Source organism: Pseudomonas frederiksbergensis (assembly GCF_003732705.1).
In the GTDB taxonomy this organism is placed as follows: Bacteria; Pseudomonadota; Gammaproteobacteria; order Pseudomonadales; family Pseudomonadaceae; genus Aquipseudomonas; species Aquipseudomonas frederiksbergensis_F.
In genome coordinates, this window is the sequence record NZ_MOBR01000017.1 from 270,022 (window position 1) to 288,776 (window position 18,755).

The window sequence follows — 18,755 nt, forward strand, 5'->3', positions numbered from 1 at the left end:
ACTCGATACCTGTAGGAGCGAGGCTTGCCCGCGAAGGCGTCAGCCCAGACACCCCAAGGTTGACTGCCAAGCCACACCAGCCCAGTCTTCCTGCTCCATTTGGTGAGGAGACAGCTAATGCCCTTCGCAACAATAGACGGACAACCCCTGCACTACACCGACCAAGGCACCGGCCCGGCCGTGCTGTTGGCGGGCAGTTACCTGTGGGACCAGGCCATGTGGGCGCCGCAGATCGCCGCGCTGTCGCAGCAGTACCGGGTGATTGCCCTGGACCTCTGGGGCCACGGTCAATCCGGTCAACTGCCCGAAGGCACCACGTCACTGGATGACATCGCGCGCCAGGCTCTGGCGTTGCTCGATCATCTGGATATCGACCGCATCACCCTGGTCGGATTGTCGGTCGGTGGCATGTGGGGCGTGCGTCTGGCGCTGTCGGCACCCCAGCGGCTCAATGGCCTGGTGCTGATGGACACCTACGTCGGCGTCGAGCCCGAGCCGACCCGCCAATACTATTTCTCGCTGTTCAAGCAGATCGAAGACACCGGCGTGATCTCCCCGCAACTGCTGGACATCGTGGTGCCGATCTTCTTCCGGCCGGGCATCGATCCGCAGTCGGCGCTGTATCAGGACTTCCGCGCGTCATTGGCAGCGCTGCCGGCGCAGCGTCTGCGCGAGAGCGTCGTACCGATGGGGCGCATTACCTTTGGCCGGGACGATCTGTTGCCGCGTCTGGGTGAGTTGAACCCTGAAACCACGTTGGTGATGTGTGGCGATCAGGACAAACCGCGTCCGCCGAGCGAGGCTCGGGAAATGGCTGAGTTGATTGGTTGCCCGTGTGTGCTGGTGCCGGAGGCGGGGCATATCTCCAATCTGGAGAATGCGGGGTTTGTCACTGAGGCGTTGTTGAAGTTTTTGGCGCAACGCTGATCAAGATCGTTCCCACGCTCTGCGTGGGAATGCCGCCCGGGACGCTCCGCGTCCCTTCGCAGGCGTGACGCAGAGCGTCACAGGATGCATTCCCACGCAGAGCGTGGGAACGATCAAAACTACTTAGGTCCCAAAATCTTCAACAACTTGTCCGGCGACGGAGCGCCTTGTTGTTGCTGCAATTCGCCCTTGTCGTCCATGTAGAAAATCGCCGGGGTTGCCTGCAACTCCAGGTCTTCCATCAACTGCATGTTCGCCGCCAGTTTCGCCTGGATCGCCGGGGGTACGTCCTTCAGGGCTTTGAGCGAACTTTGCTTGCCGGACTTCTCGTGATCTTCCAGGGCTTTGCTCGGGTCCTTGGCCGCCAGCAGCGCGGCGGATTTGCCGGGGCTGTCTTCGCGGATGATGCCGACCATGATGTGGCGCAACTGTACTTTGCCGGACTTGACCCACGGCCGCGCCTGTTCCCAGAACATGTTGCAGTAAGGGCAGTTTGGATCGCTGAACAGGTACACAACCCGCGGTGCGTCTTTGTTGCCGTCGCCGATCCAGTTGCTCGCTTCCATCTTGCCCCAGACTTCCTTGGACATCGGCGCGTACACCAGTTTCTGCAACGGCGCGCTGCTCAGGTCGTTGCCGTCGGCATCGTACAGATTGCCGAGCAGGACGTGCTTGCCATCCGGGGTCAGGTACAGCGCCATGCCACGGTTCTGGTATTGCGCCGCGTAACCGCGCAAACCGTCCGGTGCATCGAACTGGCCGACGATTTTCGCGCCTTTGGCTTCGATCTTCTTGATCGCCTCGGGCAGTTCTTCAACAGCCTGCGCCGACGGCAGGTGCAGCAGGGCTGCGCCCAGGGTCAGGGTCAGCAGGTGGCGGAGGCGGGGCATGGCAATTTCCTTGTGGCGGGATTGGGGGTGTCGAAGTTTTCCAGGGCGCGGGCCAGGCTGGCTTCCGACAATTCGCCCAGATGGCTGCCCAGCAGGCGACCGTCGTTGCTATAAAACAGCGTAGTCGGCAACGCCATGGAACCGACGGCCTGGCCCAAGCGACCGCTGCCATCGAACAACACGTTGGACAGGCTCAGGCCCTGGGTTTCCAGGAAGGTACTGACGCTTTGCATGCTCTCGGCCTGGTTGACGAACAGGAAGGTCAGGTCCGGGCGCTGTTGCTGGGCGTTTTCCAGCACCGGCATTTCCCGGCGGCACGGCGGGCACCAGGTTGCCCAGAGATTGATCACCAGCGGGCCACCCTGATAGTCGGCCAGTTGCACGGTTTCCCCGGCGGCATTGCGCAAGGTGATGTCCGGCAGGCGCGTGCCTTGTTCGTAAAGACTCAAGGAGAAGGTCGCCAGCAACCAGAAGAACAGGCCAGTGCCCACCCCGAAACCCAGTGGCCGACGCAAACCCGGTCGGCGCCAGCCGCGATACAACGCGGCGAGCACCAGCACGATCACGCCGGGCCAGGCGAGAAAACCGCCATCGCGCAGGTCGATGATCTGCCACGGATCATTTCGATACTGCGCCCAATAGGCGATCACGAAACTGATCCGTGCCGCCAGCATGCCCAACAGGAACAGGCTGAACAGCACCGACTCGGGGTTCTCGCCGCCGCGCTTGGCCACCCGCCAGCCAACGAAGGTGGCCAGCGCCAGGGCACTGATCAGCAGCAGGTGATTAAGCGCGATGGCAAAGGTGCCGAGGGTAAAGGTCAGCATTAACGGGCTTCTCGGGTAGTGTTCCAGCGTTGCAGGAAAGTCTCGGCATCGACCTCGCCGGTGATGCGCTGGCTGCGGCGTTCGCTGCCGTCGGCACCGATCCACAACAGGCTTGGTGGCCCCGGCACTTTATAGCGGCCGAGCAGCTCGCGGCTGGCGGCATTGTCGGCGGTGACGTCCAGCCGTAGCAAGCGCACGTCTTTTAATGCGTCCAATACCTGGGGTTTGGCGAAAACCTGTTTTTCCATGACTTTGCACGCCACGCACCAGTCGGCGTAGTAATCCAGCAGCACCCATTGGCCCTGGGCCTGGGCGGCGTCGAGTTCCCGTTGCAGGGCGGTGGGGTCCTTGATCGTGGTAAACGCATCGTGGCCGACAGGCGCACTGTTTGCCCGTGCAGCGCTATAAACCTGCAACGGCTTGAACAGATCATCACTGCCACCCGCCGCACCGACCATCAGCAGACTGCCCCACACGCCGAGCAGCAGCGAACTGGCGCCGAACACCTGGGCGACACGACCGAAACCTTCGGACTGCTTCCAGGCGCTGTAGGCCGCGATCAGCAGCAGGGCGCCGCACAGGCCGATCCACAACGATTGATCCAGCACCGGCCGCAACATCAGCAACGCCGTGGCGAGGAACAGGAAACCGAACACGCCTTTGAGCAGGTTCATCCAGGCGCCGGGTTTGGGCAGGAACCGGTTGCCGACGGTCACCAGCAACAGCAGCGGGATGCCCATGCCGATGCCCATGGCGAATAGAATCAGCCCACCGTGCAGCGCGTTGCCGCTCTGGGCGATGTAGAGCAGGGCGCCGGCCAGGGGCGCGGTCATGCACGGGCCGACCAACAGACCGGACAAGGCCCCGAGCACACCGGCGCCGATCAGGCTGCCGCCGCGTTGATTGCGCGAGACGTTTTCCAGTCGATCACGCAGCGCCACCGGCAATTGCAATTCAAAGAAGCCGAACATCGGCAACGCCAGCAGCACGAACACCGCAGCAAAACTGCCCAGCAACCACGGGTTTTGCAGTAGCGCCTGGAGGTTCGCTCCCAATAGCGATGCCAAAACCCCCATCGCCGCGTACACCAGCGCCATGCAAATCACATAGCTGCTGGCCAGGGCGAAACCGCGCTTGGGGGTGGCGCCGCTGCCGACGATCAAACCGGCGAGGATCGGCAGCATCGGCAGCGTGCAAGGAGTAAACGCCAGCAACAGCCCAAGGCCGAAGAACACTAAAAGGCTCCAGCCCAGCGCCCGCTGTTGCAGGTTGCTGGCCAAGGCTTGATCCGGTGCCTCGTTGGTCGCTGTGGTTGCAGCAGCGCCCCCCAGATCGACCACTTGGGTTTGCGGCGGATAACACAGCCCCGCATCGGCACAGCCCTGGAAACCGACCTTGATCTGGCCAGTGGCCCCGGCCGGGATTTTCAGCTCCAGGCCTTGGCGATAGACCGGTTGTTCACCGAAGAACTCATCACTGTGGGACTCGCCCTCGGGCAAAACAGGCATGTTTTGCGGGGCCAGGCCATCGAATTTAAGACGCTTCTGATACAGGTAATAGCCGTCGGCAATCTGCCAGAACAGCTGGGTTTCACCACTTTCAAGACGTTCGGAGGTAAAGATGAACGCTTTCTCCACAGGGAGAAATTCAGGTTTGGTGTCGAACGGATTCGAGCCTGCGTGGGCGATACCCGAGAGCAAGAGAATAAAGAGTAAGAAAAAACGCCGCATGAGCCATCCAGTGCCGGTACAAGTTACGGCACGATGCTGGTCGCCGATTAACCGGTGATTAATGGGTTGTTGCCGGTCTGATTGACCCGACCGACAACAACCCGCAAAGGCGATTCAGGCTACTGCGCTGTCGCGATGGTCAGACACCGTGATAGGTCAGTCGATTTTCCGACAGGGGCGGGTGCGTGGCCTTCCAGGTCTGGGCAACCTTCAGGGCCAGAGCGATTTCTTGCGGGTTCATGGCCTTGCCGAGGTCGTCCAGGAACAGGGCTGCGCTGTTATGCAGTTGGTATTCCGGGGCCGAATTCACCACCAGCCAGACGAGGGCGTAGCTGAGGGGATAATTTTTTTTGTAGCCATACTCGGGATCACCACCCGATTCACCATGGCCAAGGGCGAACCCATATTTGAGCACGCCATAGAGATCATTCAGCGCGGCGGTTTTTTCCAGCCATTCGCGCCTCAGCGATGGGAAGGTGGTCACTTTCTGACGGTTGGTGTACCAGTTCATCGCCAGGGGGAAGTTGACATGGGCCGCCCGTTCCAGCAGCAGATCGATAACATCCGTTGGATTGTGACCCTCCGGGACCAGACTTCTATCTCGGTCGTACTGCAGTGCCAGGATGTACAAGGCTTCGGGAAATCGCGTGTTCGCCGATTTTTTCAGCCACGTGATCTCCTTGGTCAATTCGTACATTTGCAGCATCGCTTCGCCATCGCCCTGCTCGATACGTGGCGGCAGGAGTTCTCGGGCCTTATCCAGCGATTCTTTGTCACCCAGTCGCAACAAGGCGTAGACATCCTCTTGGGCGGCGGCCAGTCGATACCACTTTTTGGCCTCTTCGGTGATGCTGCCTTGCCGGCGCCTGAGCACTTCAGCCAAGGCATATTGCGCTGGCCGGTCACCGGCGGAGGCGGCGATGGTCAGGTAGGGCTCTGACGCCCTGAAGCTGCCCAGATTGTAGAGCTCCAGGCCTTTTTTCCGGGCGTTTTCCTGGTGCACGTTCAGTTCGGCGATCAGGGCGGACAAGCTGTTGATCAGGTTGAAAAAGGTGGTCAAGTCATCTGTATGCGCTTGCATGGTCAATACCTTCGTAAGAGTTGATTAAGCTCGTCTAGGGTATTGATCGGTGAAGGGCAGGATGCGTTACATATGTATCGCATCGTGCAATCAGCGCATTTTTCAGTTGCGTAACAATCCGGGCCAACTGACGTCGTCCACTTTGATCGGGCCTGCCTCAATTTCGTTTTTTGGAATGTTGTAGCGAATGTATTCGTTATTGGTCAGGAAAATGTAGTAGCAGCTATCAGTGAAGGATCGATCATTTTGTACCGCCGTGATGATCCGATGTTTATAACGCTCAAGTCCCGGCCAACTGGTTTCGCTAATGGCTTCGCGGGTGAGCTTTTGCGTGGGCAGGTCGAGGTAAAGGGAATGTCCGCCATTCAGCAGAAAGCGGAACAATTGAACGTCGCGGTTATTTTGCCACCAGGTGCCCGCGATGATTTGATCGAAGTAAGGACTGAGCTTTCGCCAGGTTGAATCTTCCAAACGGTCAACACTGTGCACCTTGTCAGTGTCTTGGTCGTAGCGACACACCATGGGCACGTCATCGTGATAATAGAAGAGCCATAAAATATCCGAATCCACTCCGGAAATGCCTGAGTACACAGGTCTGATGCCGGTGGTGGTGAAGCCAAAACGCAGATGTTTGAAATAAGGGTAGAAGCCGTGCCAGTTGCTGTCGGTGATCGTGGCCGGATAGCCGTCTGGAACCTTGTTGTCGCAAATATCAAATCGGGAGTATTGGTTGCTGTCCTTGAAAAAGAAATAACAACGATCCGCTCCGGCGCGCCAATCGACGGCGACTACGTTTGTAAGCTCAGGCATGTTTTGAATCCTTTCAATTTGAAATAGCGGGAATGCGCGGCGTTGTCAGTCTCGCAATAGTCCTGGCCAGGACACGTCATCCACGGGCAATGGTCCGGCGAGCAGCCTGTTGGTCTGAAGGCCGTATCTCAAGTACTCATTGTTGGTCAGGAAGATGTAGAAGTAATTGTCAGCAAACGTCCGGTCACTCTGCACCGCGGTGATGATCCGGTCTGTATAAGGGGCCAGGCCGGGCCAGGTTTTATTGTTGACGGCCTCTTGTGTCAGTTTTCCGGTGACCAGATTAAGCGACAGGCAGTGGCCATCGTTCATCAGGAAACGAAACAAACGCGGATGCGGCGACTGTTGCCACCAAGTGCCTGCCACGATGCGTTCAAAGAAGGGCAGTAGTTGATGCCAGATAGAGTCAGCCAGTGGAAAGACATTATTGACAGTGTCAGTGTCCTGGTCATATTTGCAGACCGTGGGAATGCCCTCTTCATAATAGAAGAACCATAAAATGTCTGAGTCAAACCCGAATCGTTCCGCCGGGCTTATTCCTGTGGTGGTGAAACCGAATCGCAAGTTTGCAAGTTTGCTATGGACAGTATCCCAGTTGCCGGCATTGATAGCCTTTGGGTAGCCCTCGGGGACCTTATTATCGCCAAGGTCAAATCGGGTGTAGGTGTGGGTGTCCTTGAAGAAGAAATAGCAGCGATCCAAACCTGAACGCCAGTCGACGGCAACAAAGTTTTTGAGTTCGGGCATGTGAAGTTCCTTCTTTGCATGTTCAGTTGTTGGGTGACGTTTGCGCAGGTTAATGAGTTGGTCTGGAGGTGTATAGTTGCGAAGTGTTGATGTTTGTTTCTTTTGAAAGTTAGGGGGCTGCGATGTTTTTATATTGAATGATGAGGGTTGTTTGCTGCAGCCTCTGTGCAGATTCACCAGGATTGAAATCCCGCCCACCCGGTCGGTTGTCGCCCTGCCATAATTGCGGCTTAATCCTGTTCTGTTTGACTCGCCTTTTTGGCTCAGGGAGCTCCCATGCACGTACTGGTTTGCGAAGACGACGAGCTGATCGCCAGCGGTATCGTCGCCGGCCTCACCGCCCAGGGCTTGACCGTGGAGCACGTCGCCACGGCGTCTTCGGCGCGTGCGATGCTTAAAGTCGCGGAATTCGACGTTATGGTGCTCGACCTCGGCTTGCCGGACGAAGACGGCCTCAAGCTGTTGCAGCAGTTGCGCCATAACGGTCTGGAGATTCCGGTGCTGATCCTCACCGCGCGGGATTCGGTGACCGACCGGGTCGATGGCCTGCAGGCCGGTGCTGACGATTACCTGCTCAAACCGTTCGACCTGCGCGAACTCGCCGCGCGCCTGCACACGTTGTTGCGACGGGTGGCCGGGCGCAGCGTCAACCTGATCGAACATGGCGCCCTGACGTATGACCCGAGCAGCCGTGAAACCATGCTCGCCGGCCAACCGGTGGACCTGTCGCGCCGCGAGCAATCGCTGTTGCAAGCCCTGCTGCACAACCGTGGCCGAGTGCTGTCCACCGAGCAATTGAAAGACAGCGTCTACGGTTTCAACGATGAGCTGGAAAGCAACGCGCTCAACGTTCATATCCATCACCTGCGGCGTAAACTCGGCAATGGCATCGTCGAAACGGTGCGCGGTCTGGGTTATCGCCTCGGGCCTGCGGATGGCGGAGATCAATCGAAGTGATGAGCCTGCGTTTGCGCCTGAGCCTGACCCTCGGCGCCGCGTTTGCGCTGATCTGGGCGCTGGCGGCAGCCTGGATGCTCAGCGACCTGCGTAACCAAATGATGTTTTCCCTCGACCAGCGCCTGGTGGCTTCAGCGCGGATGGTTGCCGGGCTGATGGAACAATTGCCGGCGCTGCCGACCAAGGGCGAGGGCACGCATTTCAGCGCCGAACAACTAAATGTCCCCGGTGGCATGGCCTGTCAGGTCAGTTCGTTGCGCGGCGAAATCCTGGCGCGCAGTCACACCGACCCGCAACAAACCCTCGAAGCCGAAAAAATGGGCTTCCATGACCAGATGATCGATGGCGCGCCGTGGCGTAGTTTCACCCTGGCGCGGGGCGATTTGCGCATTACCACGGCGGATCGGCAGATCGAGCGCGAAGCCCTGAACATGTCGATTCTGCTGGCCGCTTCGGTGCCGGTAGGCGTGGCGTTGCTCGGCTGTCTGTGCCTGTTGTGGCTGGGCATCGGCCAGGGACTGGCGCCGCTCAACCGCATGCGCGATGCCTTGATGCGCCGTAGCGCCGATTCACTCGAACCGTTGCAGATCCAGCCGCTGCCCAGCGAGTTACAACCGTTGCTCGATACTCAGAATCAACTGTTCCAGCGCATCGGCCGGACCATCGAGCGTGAACGACGCCTGACCGGCGACGCCGCCCACGAATTGCGCAGCCCGCTGACCGCGATCAAGACCCACCTGCAAGTGGCGCGCATGACCGACGGCGCGGCCCGGGATCAATCCCTGGCCCGGGCCGAAGAGGGCGCCGACCGTCTGCACCGCACCCTTGAACAATTGCTCCTGCTGGCGCGGGTCGAGGGCAGTCTGTCGTTCGATGACGGCGTTCAGTGCAGCGCCGAGCAAGTGGCGAAACTGGCGATTCAGGACGCCGCGAGCGGTGATCGCCAGCGCATCAAGTTTCAACCGCCGATCAAGTGTTCCGCCGCCCCGGTGCAAATGCCCGCGGTCCTGTCGATTGCCGCGCTGCGCAACCTGCTGGACAACGCCTTGCGCCATACCCCAAGCGACGGGGCCGTGGAGTTGAGCCTGGAAACCACCGGCAACCGCGTGCGTTTCGTGGTCCGCGACCATGGGCCGGGGATTGCCGACGATGACCTGCAACACCTGACCCAACGTTTCTGGCGCAACGGCCAGAGCACCGGTTGCGGGTTGGGATTGGCGATTGTCCAGGCGATCGTTCAGCGCTGTGCCTGCACCTTGCATTTCGACAGCCGGCCGGATGGGTTGCGGGTCGAGCTGACCATGCCGCTGCAAACGGTCTAAAACACGAAGCAACTCACCTGTAGGAGCAAAGCTTGCTCGCGATAGCGGCGTGACATTCAACATCAATGTTGACTGGTCTACCGCAATCGCGAGCAAGCTTTGCTCCTACAGGGGGCGCCTGTGTTGCACATCAAATGTAACTTCTCTCCATTAGCCATTCCGCCACCCCCGGCGCTATCTTCCCCCGCAGCTTTGACTCAATGGATTGAGGTAACAGCGCCATGGATGCACCCCTGCACATCTGCCAGGCAACCCCTGCCGATGCCGGCATTATCAGCCGCATCGTCGAACGTTCGATCCGCGTCGGCTGCGCGCTCGATCACCGCAACGACGCGAAAATCGTCGCAGCCTGGACCCACAACAAAACCGCCGAACATATCCACACCTGGCTAACCGACCCACGGTTGTACCTGAATATCGCCTTGCTTCAGGACAAACCGATTGGCGTCGCCATGGCCGCGAGCAGTGGCCAAATCGCCTTCTGCTACGTGCAGCCGGAATGGTTTCGGCGGGGTGCCGGGCAGGCCCTGATTCGCGACCTGGAAGCCTGGCTTCTCGATCAGCACTTACACCAGGCTCGACTCAACAGCACCCGTACCAGCGAAGCCTTTTATCGGCACCTGGGTTATCGCGCCAGCGCTGAAACCTTCAGCGTGGCGGGGTTGCAAGCCATCCCCATGCACAAGGCACTGGCCCCACCTTCATAGAAAGCTGATCGCGGGTCTAAATCCTCAAGGCTCTGATGCGTTTCCAGAACAGGAAAACCTGCAAGTGCGCCCCGTGACCGGAATGCGCACCTGCCCGGTGTGCAGTTTTGGTCACTATCCACAGCGTATTGAGGGGTCGAGAGATGTCAGTCGCTACCAGCCTTATCGAAGATCACCCGGCCCGGGTCGCCCCGACGCCTGCCGAGACGCTTTACCAGTTCAATGAATCGCCCTTGCTGGCCCGTCAGAGCCAACAGGAATCCAATGCTCGCAGCTACCCGCGACGCATTCCCCTGGCACTCAAGCGGGCCAAGGGCATTTATGTCGAAGACGTCGAGGGCCGCCGTTTTATCGATTGCCTGGCCGGTGCCGGGACGTTGGCCCTGGGGCACAACCATGCGGTGGTGATCGACGCGATCCAGCAAGTGCTGACCGATGAACTGCCGCTGCACACCCTTGACCTGACCACGCCGGTCAAGGATCAGTTTGTCCAGGACTTGTTCGGTCTGCTGCCGCCGGCATTGGCGGCTGAAGCCAAGATTCAATTCTGCGGCCCTACCGGCACCGATGCGGTAGAAGCCGCGCTGAAACTGGTGCGCACCGCCACCGGACGCAGCACCGTGTTGTCGTTCCAGGGCGGATATCACGGCATGAGCCAGGGTGCGTTGAGCCTGATGGGCAGCCTGGGGCCAAAAAAACCCTTGGGCGCCTTGCTCAGCAGCGGCGTGCAGTTCATGCCGTATCCCTACGATTACCGCTGCCCGTTCGGGCTCGGCGGCGCGCAAGGGGTGCAGGTCAACCTCAACTATCTGGAAAACCTGCTCAACGACCCGGAGGCTGGCGTGCAGTTGCCAGCGGCGGTGATCGTCGAAGTGGTGCAGGGCGAAGGTGGGGTGATTCCGGCGGATCTCGATTGGTTGCGCGGCTTGCGGCGCATCACCGAGCAGGCCGGCGTGGCGCTGATCGTCGATGAAATCCAGAGCGGATTCGCCCGCACCGGCAAGATGTTTGCCTTCGAACACGCCGGGATCATTCCGGACGTGGTGGTGCTGTCCAAGGCCATCGGCGGCAGTCTGCCGCTGGCGGTGGTGGTGTATCGCGACTGGCTCGACACCTGGCTGCCGGGCGCGCATGCCGGGACTTTCCGTGGCAATCAGATGGCCATGGCCGCCGGTTCGGCAGTGATGCGTTACCTCAAAGACAACAATGTCTGCGAGCACGCCGCTGCCATGGGCGAACGCTTGAGTGAACACTTACGCATCCTGCAACGGGACTTCCCGCAACTGGGTGACATCCGTGGTCGCGGCTTGATGCTCGGCGTCGAATTGGTCGACCCGACCGGCACGCCGGACGTGCAAGGCCATCCACCGGCGTTCGGTCGCCTGGCGCCGTTGGTGCAGCGCGAATGCCTCAAGCGCGGTTTGATCCTCGAACTGGGCGGTCGGCATGGCGCGGTGGTGCGCTTCCTGCCGCCGCTGGTGATCACCGCTACGGAAATCGACCGGGTCGCGGAGATTTTTGGCCGGGCGTTGGCAGCGGCCACCGCCAGTCTCTAAATTTTCCGGCGCCCCGAACGTTCCTTCTACATACCGGCTGCACACGCCGTGCAGCCTACCCCTACAGCGATGGAGAGACACCATGACGTCAGTATTCGACCGCGAGGACATCCTCTTTCAGGTCGTGGTCAACCACGAAGAGCAATACTCGATCTGGCCCGACTACAAAGCCGTGCCACAAGGCTGGCGCACCGTGGGCAAGAGTGGCCTGAAGAAAGAATGCCTGGCCTACATCGAAGAAACCTGGACCGACATGCGTCCACTGAGCTTGCGCCAGAAGATGGAAGAGCAGGCGGCTGTGGCTCACTAAAGTCAGCGCCCATAAAAAACCGCTGAACCGGTAACGGTCAGCGGTTTTTTTTGTGATCGTTCCCACGCTCTGCGTGGGAATGCAGCCCGGGACGCTCCGCGTCCCTTCAAAGCCGAACGCGGAGCGTCCGTTGAGGCATTCCCACGCAGAGCGTGGGAACGAGAGGCCCGGTGGAGCGAGAAGGTCGGCGGGCTTTTTCAGTTTCGGGATTTGTGTCGTCTGTCAGGCCGCCTTCGCGGGCAAGCCTCGCTCCTACAGGGTTATGCGCCGCTCAACCCCTTGATCACCAAATCCACATTTCCCTCCAATTCCGCCACCGGATCCGCCCCGTCGGTGCTCAACACCACCAATTGACTCCCGGCCTCGCTGATCACTGCTTTCAGCGCCTCCGACGGCTGGCGATGATGCAACACCACAGCCACGTCGTTGGCTTTGAGCGTCGCGCCCAATTGCTTGAGCGCCTCTGGTGTCCACTCGGCATCTGGCCGCGCGTCGAGGCCGACCAGTTCCAGATTGAGCCCGCCGACCAAGTAGCCGAAGTGATCGCTCAGGCTCATCACCGTGAGGTTGTCGGCGCTGGCCAGTCGTGCCTCGCTGTCAGCGCTGAGCTTGAGCAAACGCTGCTTGAGCGCCGCCAGGTTGGCTTCGATTTTCGGCTTGGCCTCGGGGGCCAGGCGCACCAGGTCCGCCGCCATCACGTCGGCCATGCGCCCCATGTTGTTGCTGGAAAACCAGGGCTGGCTGTTCAAGCCATCGACCTTGTTGCCCGGCTGCACGGCGATGCCGGGCAGGGCGCCGTCAACCGGGCGGGCGGCGTCGATTTCAATGATGCGGATATTGCTGCGACGGGCATTCGGGTACAGCGGATCGTCCGGCCACAGTGAGCGCAGGCCAATCACCGCGTCAGCGTCGGACGCCAGCTTGCTCAGTTCCGCCGCGCCACGGCCCGTGAAGTAAGCGGTCTGGCGTGTACCGGGCAGGTTGGCCGGCGCTGCACGCTCAATGGCGACATCGGTGCCGTTCAGCAACACGGTGCCCAGGCCATAGGTCACTGGCAGCGAGGCCAGGACCAGGATTTTGTGCGCGGACGACGAGGCGAAGAGGGCCGTATTACCGACCCCGTGATTGGCCACCAGGCGCATCGGTTCGAAGCTGTCGCCAGCCAACGCATTGAAGGAGGCTGTCCCGCACAGGGCCACGGCCAGACTCAATTGACGCAGAGTAAAAGACATTTATCCGAGATTCCCTTTCAGACTTGGAACGACACCGCGCGCAATGGCGGACAGGGCGAAGGCGATACCGGCCACCAGAATGATCGCGGCACCGGACGGGATCGGCAGGTCGAAGACAATCGGCGCCAGAATCCCGCACAACGTGCTGACCGTCGCAATCGCCACCGAACACCAGAAAAACCCCTTCAGTGACTGGCTGAGCAACCGCGCTGCCGCCGCCGGAATCACCAGCAATGCACCGACCAGAATCGCGCCGATGACTTTCACGGCGGCGACGGTGATCAGGGTCACCAGAATCACGAACAGGTAGTCCAGGGTCTTCACCGCCACCCCGCGCACCGCCGCCAGTTGCGGGTTGAAACTGGCGAGCATGATGCGGTTGTACAGCGGCAGGGCCAGGGCCATCACCAGTGAGCCGACGATCGCCAGGACCAGCAGGTCATTGCCATTGACCGTCAGCACCGAACCGAACAGCACGTTTTCCAGAATGTGCACGTTGATCTTGCCCGCCAGAATCAACAGCAGGCTCGCCCCTAACGCCAGGGACACCGAGAGGAACACGCCGATCAGCGTGTCCGGCGCCAGGCCGGTGCGGTTGCGCAGGTAGTTGAGCAGGATGCCGAACAGCAGACAGTAACCGAACAGGCTGCCATACGGCCCGGTGTAGGGTTCGCCGAGCAGGATGCCGATGGCCACGCCGGTCAACGCCGCGTGACCTACCGCTTCGGAGAAAAACGCGAAGCGCTTGACCACCACCAGCGTGCCCAGGCCACCGAGCACCGGGCCGATCAGCAGTCCGGCGAGCAAGGCGTTGACCACAAACCCATAGGCCAGCGCCTCGGGCAAATAACCTGAAGAGGCCCAGCCCTGGACCATCAAACGAAAGGCTTCATAACTCATCAGACAGCGCTCCGGGGATGGGTCGAGAACAAGGTCAGCAAGCGTTCCGGGGTCAGCGCCTGTTTCGGCGTAGCGTCGAACAACACCCGGCGATTGAGCCCGGTAACCCGGTCCGCCAGACGCCCGACCGCCTCCAGGTCATGCTCGATCCACAACACGGTGATGCCGCTCTGGCGCCAGTCGCCGAGCAGCCGTTCGAACACCTGAATCCCGGCTTCATCGAGGGCCGACATCGGCTCGTCGAGCACCAGCAATTGCGGCGCCGGGATCAGCCCCTGGGCCAACAACACCCGCTGGCGCTCACCGCCGGACAGCGCGCCCATGCGGCGCTTGCGTTTGTCCTGCATGCCGACCCGTTCCAGCGCTTCGCCAATCGCTGCGGCGTAATGCCTGCTCAAGCCGAGAAACGCCGGGCGCCGCTGACACATGGCGGCCATGAAATCGTCGACGGTCATCGGCAAGCCCCGGTCAAACTCCAGCGCTTGCGGCACATAGCCGATGGTGCCGGGGTCGCCGGGCCATTGCAGGCTCAGACGCCCCTGGTGCGGCATCTGCCCGAGCAAGGTCTTGATCAGCGAACTCTTGCCGCCACCGTTGGGGCCGACCAACGCATGCACGGTGCCGGGCTGAACGGTAAAGGTGACCTTATCGAGGATCGTCGTGCGCCCCAGCGTCAGACTGACATTGTTGAAATCCAGAGTCGGCCCAAATACCTGTGGGAGCGAGCCTGCTCGCGAATGCGGTATGTCATTCAACAAGGATGGTGACTGATCCACCGCTTTCGCGAGCAGGCTCGCTCCCACAGGGGATTGGGTGTCAGTCAGAAGGGGATTTTGTGTGCTGATGGATTCTTTCGCCGTCATGCCCCCGACTCCTGAATCGCCCGCACCACGGTGTTGAGGTTGCCGGTCATTTCTTTTTCGTATTTGTCGGCGGTGTATTCGCCATAGGAAATGTGCGACAGCGGGTACAGCTTCACCCCGGATTCACGCTGGATGGTGTCGACGTAAGTGGACGGGAAGTCCATCTCCGAGAAGATCACTTTCACGTCCAGTTCCCGCAGTTGATCGATGGTTTTTTTCAACTGGCTCGGGCTCGGTTCGATGCCGTGGGCCGGTTCGACCACGGCGGTCACTTCCAGGCCAAACTCGCGCAGCAGGTAGTCGTAGGCCGCGTGGACCGTGGCCACCCGCAGTTCGGCATTCGGTGCCTGGGTCAGTTTGGCCAGGGCGTCGGCGCGCATTTGCCGCAGGCGTTTGCCATAGGCGCGGGCATTCTGGGTGTAGGTCTTGGCGTTGTCCGGGTCGAGCTTGCCGAGTTCCCGGGCGATGTTGTTGACCTGGGCAATCGAGGCGCTGATCGAGAGGAAGGTGTGCGGGTTGACGACCTTGCCGGCGCCCCGTGCGGCAGTGCCGGTGGCGGCCAGCAGCGGCACGTTTTCATTGGCTTCGATCACCGGGATGTTCGGGGTTTCGCTGGCGGCGATCATGCGGTCGGCGAAGTCGTCATGGCCGACGCCATTGAGCACGATCACGTCCAGCCCGCTGATGCGCTTGATGTCTTCGGCGCGCGGCTCGTAGGCATGGGGGTTGAAACCGGCCGGGATCAGCGGCACGACTTCGGCCTTGTCGCCGACGATGTTGGCCACGTAGCTGTAATAAGGGTGCAGGGTGATGCCGATGCGCAGGCGCTTGGCCTGATCGGCGCTGGCCAATGGCGTCAGCAACAAGGCGCACAGGCCGACCAGCAGCAATCGCAACAATGAGCGTGGAGATGAAATAGGCATGGGAAAGCGGTCTTCTCTCGGGTGAAGGCGAGGGGTCAGTGCCGGTGCTGGCGGGTCACGCCGGCATCGAATTGCGCGACGATCTGCTGCCAGCCAGCGCTTTCGAGGGCGGCGTCAGTCAGATCGGTCGGCGCCGTAAGGGCTTTGCCGCGATTGAGCCAGACGTCCGGTGCATCGTCGTCAGCGGTCAGGCGCATCAGAAACGAACCGGCCACGCTCGGCGCCTGGCTCTGACCGAAGTACGCCTTGGCTTGCAGTAACTGCCAGGCATGGCCGCCGCGACTGACGGAACTGGCGTCCTGGGCAAACGGCGCGAAGCCTTCATCGGCCAACGCGTCAGGGGTGGGCAGTGTGGTTTGCTCCTGGCGCAGCAAGTGAATCTCGTCCAGGGTCACCCGCAGATCGGCGTAGATGCCTTGCTCGGAGGCGCTCAAGTCGCGACGGGCATCCAGTTGATGGCTGCTGAGGGTGCTCACTTCCTGGGATTCGTGGCGCCAGGCGACCACCGAGCCGGCGACCGCCAGAATCATCAGGCACAACAACAGCACATAGAGGGTTTCATGGCCGGCGCCGGCCGGTCGGACGATTTGCGTCGTGGGCGTGCTCATGTTCAGGGCGCCCCGATGTCGGCTTGGTCGATCTCGACCACATGGCCAGGGCCGGCGTCGAACAGCACGTAGAACTCGGCGGCGGGTTTCTTGAAGACCAGGGTCGAGTCGGCGCCGAGCTTGCCCGGCAACAGAATGGTTTCGTCGTAGCCGATCACATCCAGGGTCACCCCTGGCGCGCTGCTACCGTCGGAAAAACCGCCGGTGCATTTGATCTGCTCGGCATCGATGGCCTTGCATTCGCACATCGGGTTGTGGGCCAGGGCGCTTGCACTGAAACCGGCGCCGAGGACCAGCAGGGCAATGCGTAGAGGTCGAAAAGAATTGATCATGGTTTGCCTCCTTGTTTGTTCAGCCAGGCGAGGGTGGCCGGGGATGCCTGGCTTAGCGGGATCGAGGCCTGGTGCATGGCGCCGTCCCAGCCTTCCATGGTGATCCACAGCTCGGCGTCGGCCGGGGTTTTTACCGGCACGGGCAACGACGCACCCATGCGGTACGGCGTGCCGAAGAAAATCACCCCGGCGGCGCGCAGGCTGCGGGGTTTACCGATGCGCAGGTAGGTGGCTTTGACCTGTTCGACACAGGCGTTGCACAGGGCCGCGTTGAAGACTTTCAAGTGACTGGCGGCGCCGTCCGGGCGCGGTGCTTCGTCGCGAAGCTCGGCCAGGCGCAGGCTCCACGGGCCGACCTGGATCTCGCCGATTTCGTGTTCACCCAGGCCACTGTCACCGCGAAACAGCGCGGCTTCGTTGAAGTATTTGGGCATGAACCCCAAAGGGATCAGCAGCAACAGGATGTTCAAGTGGAAGCGCCATTTGTGCCAGAACACACTCAGGCGCGAGGGTGGCGGGGCGACGGTGGTTTTGCTCACAGGCTGGCCTCCGAGGTTTCGCGGCTCAGTTGCGCCGTGGCGCTGCGCTGTTTTTTATCGCTGCGCTTGAGCGCATTGGCGGTGGCCAGGGCGGTGCGCTTGGTCCAGATCAGCAGGCCGCTGAGTACCATCATGCTCAGCACCAGGCCGAAGAAAAACCAGATCAGCTTGATCCACAACCCACCGAAATCCCCGGTGTGCAGCGGCCGCATGGATTCGGTGACGAACTCCAGGGCATTGCGATCCGAGAGCAACCGCGAGGCGGCGATTTCACCGTTGTAGGGGTTGATCGTTGCCGTCTGGAACATCAGCGGATACCAACCGCGGCCACCGATGTCCAGGTGGCTGTAGCCATTCCCCGGCAGGCTGACAAAACTGGCTTCGAGACCGGGAATTTTCTGCATGGCGATTTCAATCGCGCGATCCAGATCGATGCGCGGCGGTGGCGAGCCGTCAGCCGAGAGCGGTACCGCTTCACGGGCCATGGCCGGGATGACCGGTTCGCTGGAGATGGAAATCTGATTGTCGGATAGCAGGGCTTCAATCAAAAACCAGAGGCCCGTGATGGAAATGACGGCGATGAACCAGATCGACCAGATGCCGCTGAGGCGGTGAAAGTCGCCCCAGAAAATCCGCGCCCCGTGGCGCAAGCGCAAGGTCGGCTTGAAGAAGCCTTTCCAGAATTTTTTGTAGACCACCAGCCCGGTAATCAGTGATACCAGCAGCGGCAAGCCGAGGAGCGACACCAGGTACCAGCCCCAGCTGTAACCATTGGTGAACGGCACCAGCCACCAGCCATGCAAGGCGCGGGTGAATTGTTTGAAGTTGAACGCGGGCGCGATGCCCTGGATCACGCCGGTGTACGGGTTGACGTAGACCGTCGTCGAGCGCCCGTCGGGATAGCTGACGCCCACATCGAGGGCAAAGTGCGACTCGTCGGGGCGTTTGATCGATTGCACCAGGGTCTGGGGTTCGGCTTGCTTCATGGCCGCGAGGATCTGGTCGTAACTGAGTCGCGGCGCATCGTCCGACGGTGGGCTGGCGCGCATTTGCGGGTTGGCCAGCCAGACGATCTCCTGGCTGACGACGGCCAGGGTGCCGGTGACGCAGACGATCAACACGAAAAACCAGATCGGCAACGCCAGCCAGCTATGCACCAGAAACCAGAGTTTGGAACGGGATTTCTTCGACATGATTAAAGGTCTTGTTTCGATGAGAAGACCTCTACTGCGGGCTTCGCAGCGTGATGGTCCTCGAAAAGCCCGGCCGTGGCTTTTGCCTACGCGGCCTGACTGCATCTCAATAAGACGGATGAGCAATGAAAATCCCGAAGGCTTATATGAAAGTAAATGTTTCGTATTCCTCCGGTCATCGCTTTTTGTGGGAGCGAGCTTGCTCGCGATAGCGGTGTGACAGTCGATATCAATCTTGAATGTTATGCCCTCATCGCGAGCAAGCTCGCTCCCACAGGGGATTCAGGCCCACTCGGGAAAT

At 60.7% G+C, this 18,755-nt stretch carries 20 protein-coding genes; 6 read left to right on the plus strand and 14 right to left on the minus strand.

What is annotated here, in order from left to right; translation table 11 throughout:
* Positions 1–117 precede the first annotated feature (117 nt).
* The gene (locus BK667_RS19625) at positions 118–927 is read left to right on the plus strand and encodes an alpha/beta fold hydrolase (protein WP_123598611.1); all 810 of its coding nucleotides are present in this window, start codon (positions 118–120) and stop codon (positions 925–927) included.
* A 119-nt stretch (positions 928–1,046) separates the two neighbouring features.
* Here BK667_RS19625 and dsbG read toward each other — a convergent pair whose 3' ends face one another.
* The 6 genes from dsbG to BK667_RS19655 all read right to left on the minus strand — a co-directional run bounded on the left by dsbG (position 1,047) and on the right by BK667_RS19655 (position 7,012).
* Complete coding sequence (dsbG, locus tag BK667_RS19630) at positions 1,047–1,817, minus strand: thiol:disulfide interchange protein DsbG (protein ID WP_123598612.1); 771 nt, start codon at positions 1,815–1,817, stop codon at positions 1,047–1,049.
* A complete protein-coding gene (locus tag BK667_RS19635; protein ID WP_123510357.1) occupies positions 1,793–2,644 on the minus strand; it encodes a TlpA disulfide reductase family protein in 852 nt (283 codons plus the stop codon). The genes dsbG and BK667_RS19635 overlap by 25 nt, the downstream gene beginning before the upstream one ends.
* Positions 2,644–4,374, minus strand: a complete 1,731-nt coding sequence (gene dsbD, locus BK667_RS19640) for a protein-disulfide reductase DsbD (RefSeq protein WP_123598613.1) — start codon at positions 4,372–4,374, stop codon at positions 2,644–2,646. Before dsbD ends, BK667_RS19635 begins: the two co-directional genes overlap by 1 nt.
* Positions 4,375–4,513: 139 nt before the next feature.
* A complete protein-coding gene (locus BK667_RS19645) occupies positions 4,514–5,455 on the minus strand; it encodes a tetratricopeptide repeat protein (RefSeq protein ID WP_123510361.1) in 942 nt (313 codons plus the stop codon).
* 102 nt (positions 5,456–5,557) lie between these two features.
* A complete protein-coding gene (locus tag BK667_RS19650; RefSeq protein WP_123598614.1) occupies positions 5,558–6,265 on the minus strand; it encodes a hypothetical protein in 708 nt (235 codons plus the stop codon).
* 45 nt (positions 6,266–6,310) lie between these two features.
* The gene (locus tag BK667_RS19655) at positions 6,311–7,012 is read right to left on the minus strand and encodes a hypothetical protein (RefSeq protein WP_123598615.1); all 702 of its coding nucleotides are present in this window, start codon (positions 7,010–7,012) and stop codon (positions 6,311–6,313) included.
* Between the two features lie 276 nt (positions 7,013–7,288).
* Between BK667_RS19655 and BK667_RS19660 the strand changes: the two genes are divergently transcribed.
* The 5 genes from BK667_RS19660 to BK667_RS19680 all read left to right on the plus strand — a co-directional run bounded on the left by BK667_RS19660 (position 7,289) and on the right by BK667_RS19680 (position 11,864).
* Positions 7,289–7,969 (plus strand): response regulator, encoded by a 681-nt coding sequence (locus BK667_RS19660; protein ID WP_123510368.1) that lies wholly within the window; start codon positions 7,289–7,291, stop codon positions 7,967–7,969.
* The gene (locus BK667_RS19665) at positions 7,966–9,291 is read left to right on the plus strand and encodes an ATP-binding protein (RefSeq protein WP_123510370.1); all 1,326 of its coding nucleotides are present in this window, start codon (positions 7,966–7,968) and stop codon (positions 9,289–9,291) included. Before BK667_RS19660 ends, BK667_RS19665 begins: the two co-directional genes overlap by 4 nt.
* A gap of 221 nt (positions 9,292–9,512) precedes the next feature.
* Positions 9,513–9,998 (plus strand): GNAT family N-acetyltransferase, encoded by a 486-nt coding sequence (locus tag BK667_RS19670; RefSeq protein WP_123598616.1) that lies wholly within the window; start codon positions 9,513–9,515, stop codon positions 9,996–9,998.
* Positions 9,999–10,141: 143 nt separating this feature from the next.
* A complete protein-coding gene (locus tag BK667_RS19675) occupies positions 10,142–11,554 on the plus strand; it encodes an aspartate aminotransferase family protein (RefSeq protein WP_123598617.1) in 1,413 nt (470 codons plus the stop codon).
* Between the two features lie 82 nt (positions 11,555–11,636).
* Positions 11,637–11,864, plus strand: a complete 228-nt coding sequence (locus tag BK667_RS19680) for an MbtH family protein (protein WP_007990131.1) — start codon at positions 11,637–11,639, stop codon at positions 11,862–11,864.
* Between the two features lie 260 nt (positions 11,865–12,124).
* Here BK667_RS19680 and BK667_RS19685 read toward each other — a convergent pair whose 3' ends face one another.
* From BK667_RS19685 to BK667_RS19720, 8 genes are read right to left on the minus strand one after another with little or no spacing between them, the layout of a single operon-like run.
* Positions 12,125–13,096 carry a metal ABC transporter substrate-binding protein gene (locus tag BK667_RS19685; protein WP_123598618.1) on the minus strand — a complete coding sequence of 324 codons (972 nt, stop codon included), beginning with the start codon at positions 13,094–13,096 and terminating at the stop codon, positions 12,125–12,127.
* Positions 13,097–13,996, minus strand: coding sequence for a metal ABC transporter permease (locus tag BK667_RS19690; protein WP_054052155.1), 900 nt, complete (start codon positions 13,994–13,996; stop codon positions 13,097–13,099).
* Positions 13,996–14,859 (minus strand): metal ABC transporter ATP-binding protein, encoded by an 864-nt coding sequence (locus BK667_RS19695; protein ID WP_123598619.1) that lies wholly within the window; start codon positions 14,857–14,859, stop codon positions 13,996–13,998. The genes BK667_RS19690 and BK667_RS19695 overlap by 1 nt, the downstream gene beginning before the upstream one ends.
* A complete protein-coding gene (locus tag BK667_RS19700) occupies positions 14,856–15,782 on the minus strand; it encodes a metal ABC transporter substrate-binding protein (protein ID WP_123510383.1) in 927 nt (308 codons plus the stop codon). Before BK667_RS19700 ends, BK667_RS19695 begins: the two co-directional genes overlap by 4 nt.
* Positions 15,783–15,817: 35 nt before the next feature.
* A complete protein-coding gene (locus BK667_RS19705; protein ID WP_123598620.1) occupies positions 15,818–16,390 on the minus strand; it encodes a DUF6162 family protein in 573 nt (190 codons plus the stop codon).
* A 2-nt stretch (positions 16,391–16,392) separates the two neighbouring features.
* Positions 16,393–16,722, minus strand: a complete 330-nt coding sequence (locus BK667_RS19710) for a hypothetical protein (protein ID WP_123510387.1) — start codon at positions 16,720–16,722, stop codon at positions 16,393–16,395.
* Complete coding sequence (locus tag BK667_RS19715) at positions 16,719–17,261, minus strand: PA2404 family protein (RefSeq protein WP_123598621.1); 543 nt, start codon at positions 17,259–17,261, stop codon at positions 16,719–16,721. The genes BK667_RS19710 and BK667_RS19715 overlap by 4 nt, the downstream gene beginning before the upstream one ends.
* On the minus strand, positions 17,258–18,454 hold the full coding sequence (locus BK667_RS19720) for a PepSY-associated TM helix domain-containing protein (protein ID WP_123598622.1): 1,197 nt from the start codon (positions 18,452–18,454) through the stop codon (positions 17,258–17,260). Before BK667_RS19720 ends, BK667_RS19715 begins: the two co-directional genes overlap by 4 nt.
* Positions 18,455–18,755 lie beyond the last annotated feature (301 nt).

What these genes read in the sequence shown, in the direction of transcription:
- BK667_RS19625 (WP_123598611.1), top strand. Translation starts at nt 118, where the DNA reads ATGCCCTTCGCAACAATAGACGGACAACCCCTGCACTACACCGACCAA.
- dsbG (WP_123598612.1), bottom strand. Translation starts at nt 1,817, where the DNA reads ATGCCCCGCCTCCGCCACCTGCTGACCCTGACCCTGGGCGCAGCCCTG.
- BK667_RS19635 (WP_123510357.1), bottom strand. Translation starts at nt 2,644, where the DNA reads ATGCTGACCTTTACCCTCGGCACCTTTGCCATCGCGCTTAATCACCTG.
- dsbD (WP_123598613.1), bottom strand. Translation starts at nt 4,374, where the DNA reads ATGCGGCGTTTTTTCTTACTCTTTATTCTCTTGCTCTCGGGTATCGCC.
- BK667_RS19645 (WP_123510361.1), bottom strand. Translation starts at nt 5,455, where the DNA reads ATGCAAGCGCATACAGATGACTTGACCACCTTTTTCAACCTGATCAAC.
- BK667_RS19650 (WP_123598614.1), bottom strand. Translation starts at nt 6,265, where the DNA reads ATGCCTGAGCTTACAAACGTAGTCGCCGTCGATTGGCGCGCCGGAGCG.
- BK667_RS19655 (WP_123598615.1), bottom strand. Translation starts at nt 7,012, where the DNA reads ATGCCCGAACTCAAAAACTTTGTTGCCGTCGACTGGCGTTCAGGTTTG.
- BK667_RS19660 (WP_123510368.1), top strand. Translation starts at nt 7,289, where the DNA reads ATGCACGTACTGGTTTGCGAAGACGACGAGCTGATCGCCAGCGGTATC.
- BK667_RS19670 (WP_123598616.1), top strand. Translation starts at nt 9,513, where the DNA reads ATGGATGCACCCCTGCACATCTGCCAGGCAACCCCTGCCGATGCCGGC.
- BK667_RS19675 (WP_123598617.1), top strand. Translation starts at nt 10,142, where the DNA reads ATGTCAGTCGCTACCAGCCTTATCGAAGATCACCCGGCCCGGGTCGCC.
- BK667_RS19680 (WP_007990131.1), top strand. Translation starts at nt 11,637, where the DNA reads ATGACGTCAGTATTCGACCGCGAGGACATCCTCTTTCAGGTCGTGGTC.
- BK667_RS19685 (WP_123598618.1), bottom strand. Translation starts at nt 13,096, where the DNA reads ATGTCTTTTACTCTGCGTCAATTGAGTCTGGCCGTGGCCCTGTGCGGG.
- BK667_RS19690 (WP_054052155.1), bottom strand. Translation starts at nt 13,996, where the DNA reads ATGAGTTATGAAGCCTTTCGTTTGATGGTCCAGGGCTGGGCCTCTTCA.
- BK667_RS19695 (WP_123598619.1), bottom strand. Translation starts at nt 14,859, where the DNA reads ATGACGGCGAAAGAATCCATCAGCACACAAAATCCCCTTCTGACTGAC.
- BK667_RS19700 (WP_123510383.1), bottom strand. Translation starts at nt 15,782, where the DNA reads ATGCCTATTTCATCTCCACGCTCATTGTTGCGATTGCTGCTGGTCGGC.
- BK667_RS19705 (WP_123598620.1), bottom strand. Translation starts at nt 16,390, where the DNA reads ATGAGCACGCCCACGACGCAAATCGTCCGACCGGCCGGCGCCGGCCAT.
- BK667_RS19710 (WP_123510387.1), bottom strand. Translation starts at nt 16,722, where the DNA reads ATGATCAATTCTTTTCGACCTCTACGCATTGCCCTGCTGGTCCTCGGC.
- BK667_RS19720 (WP_123598622.1), bottom strand. Translation starts at nt 18,454, where the DNA reads ATGTCGAAGAAATCCCGTTCCAAACTCTGGTTTCTGGTGCATAGCTGG.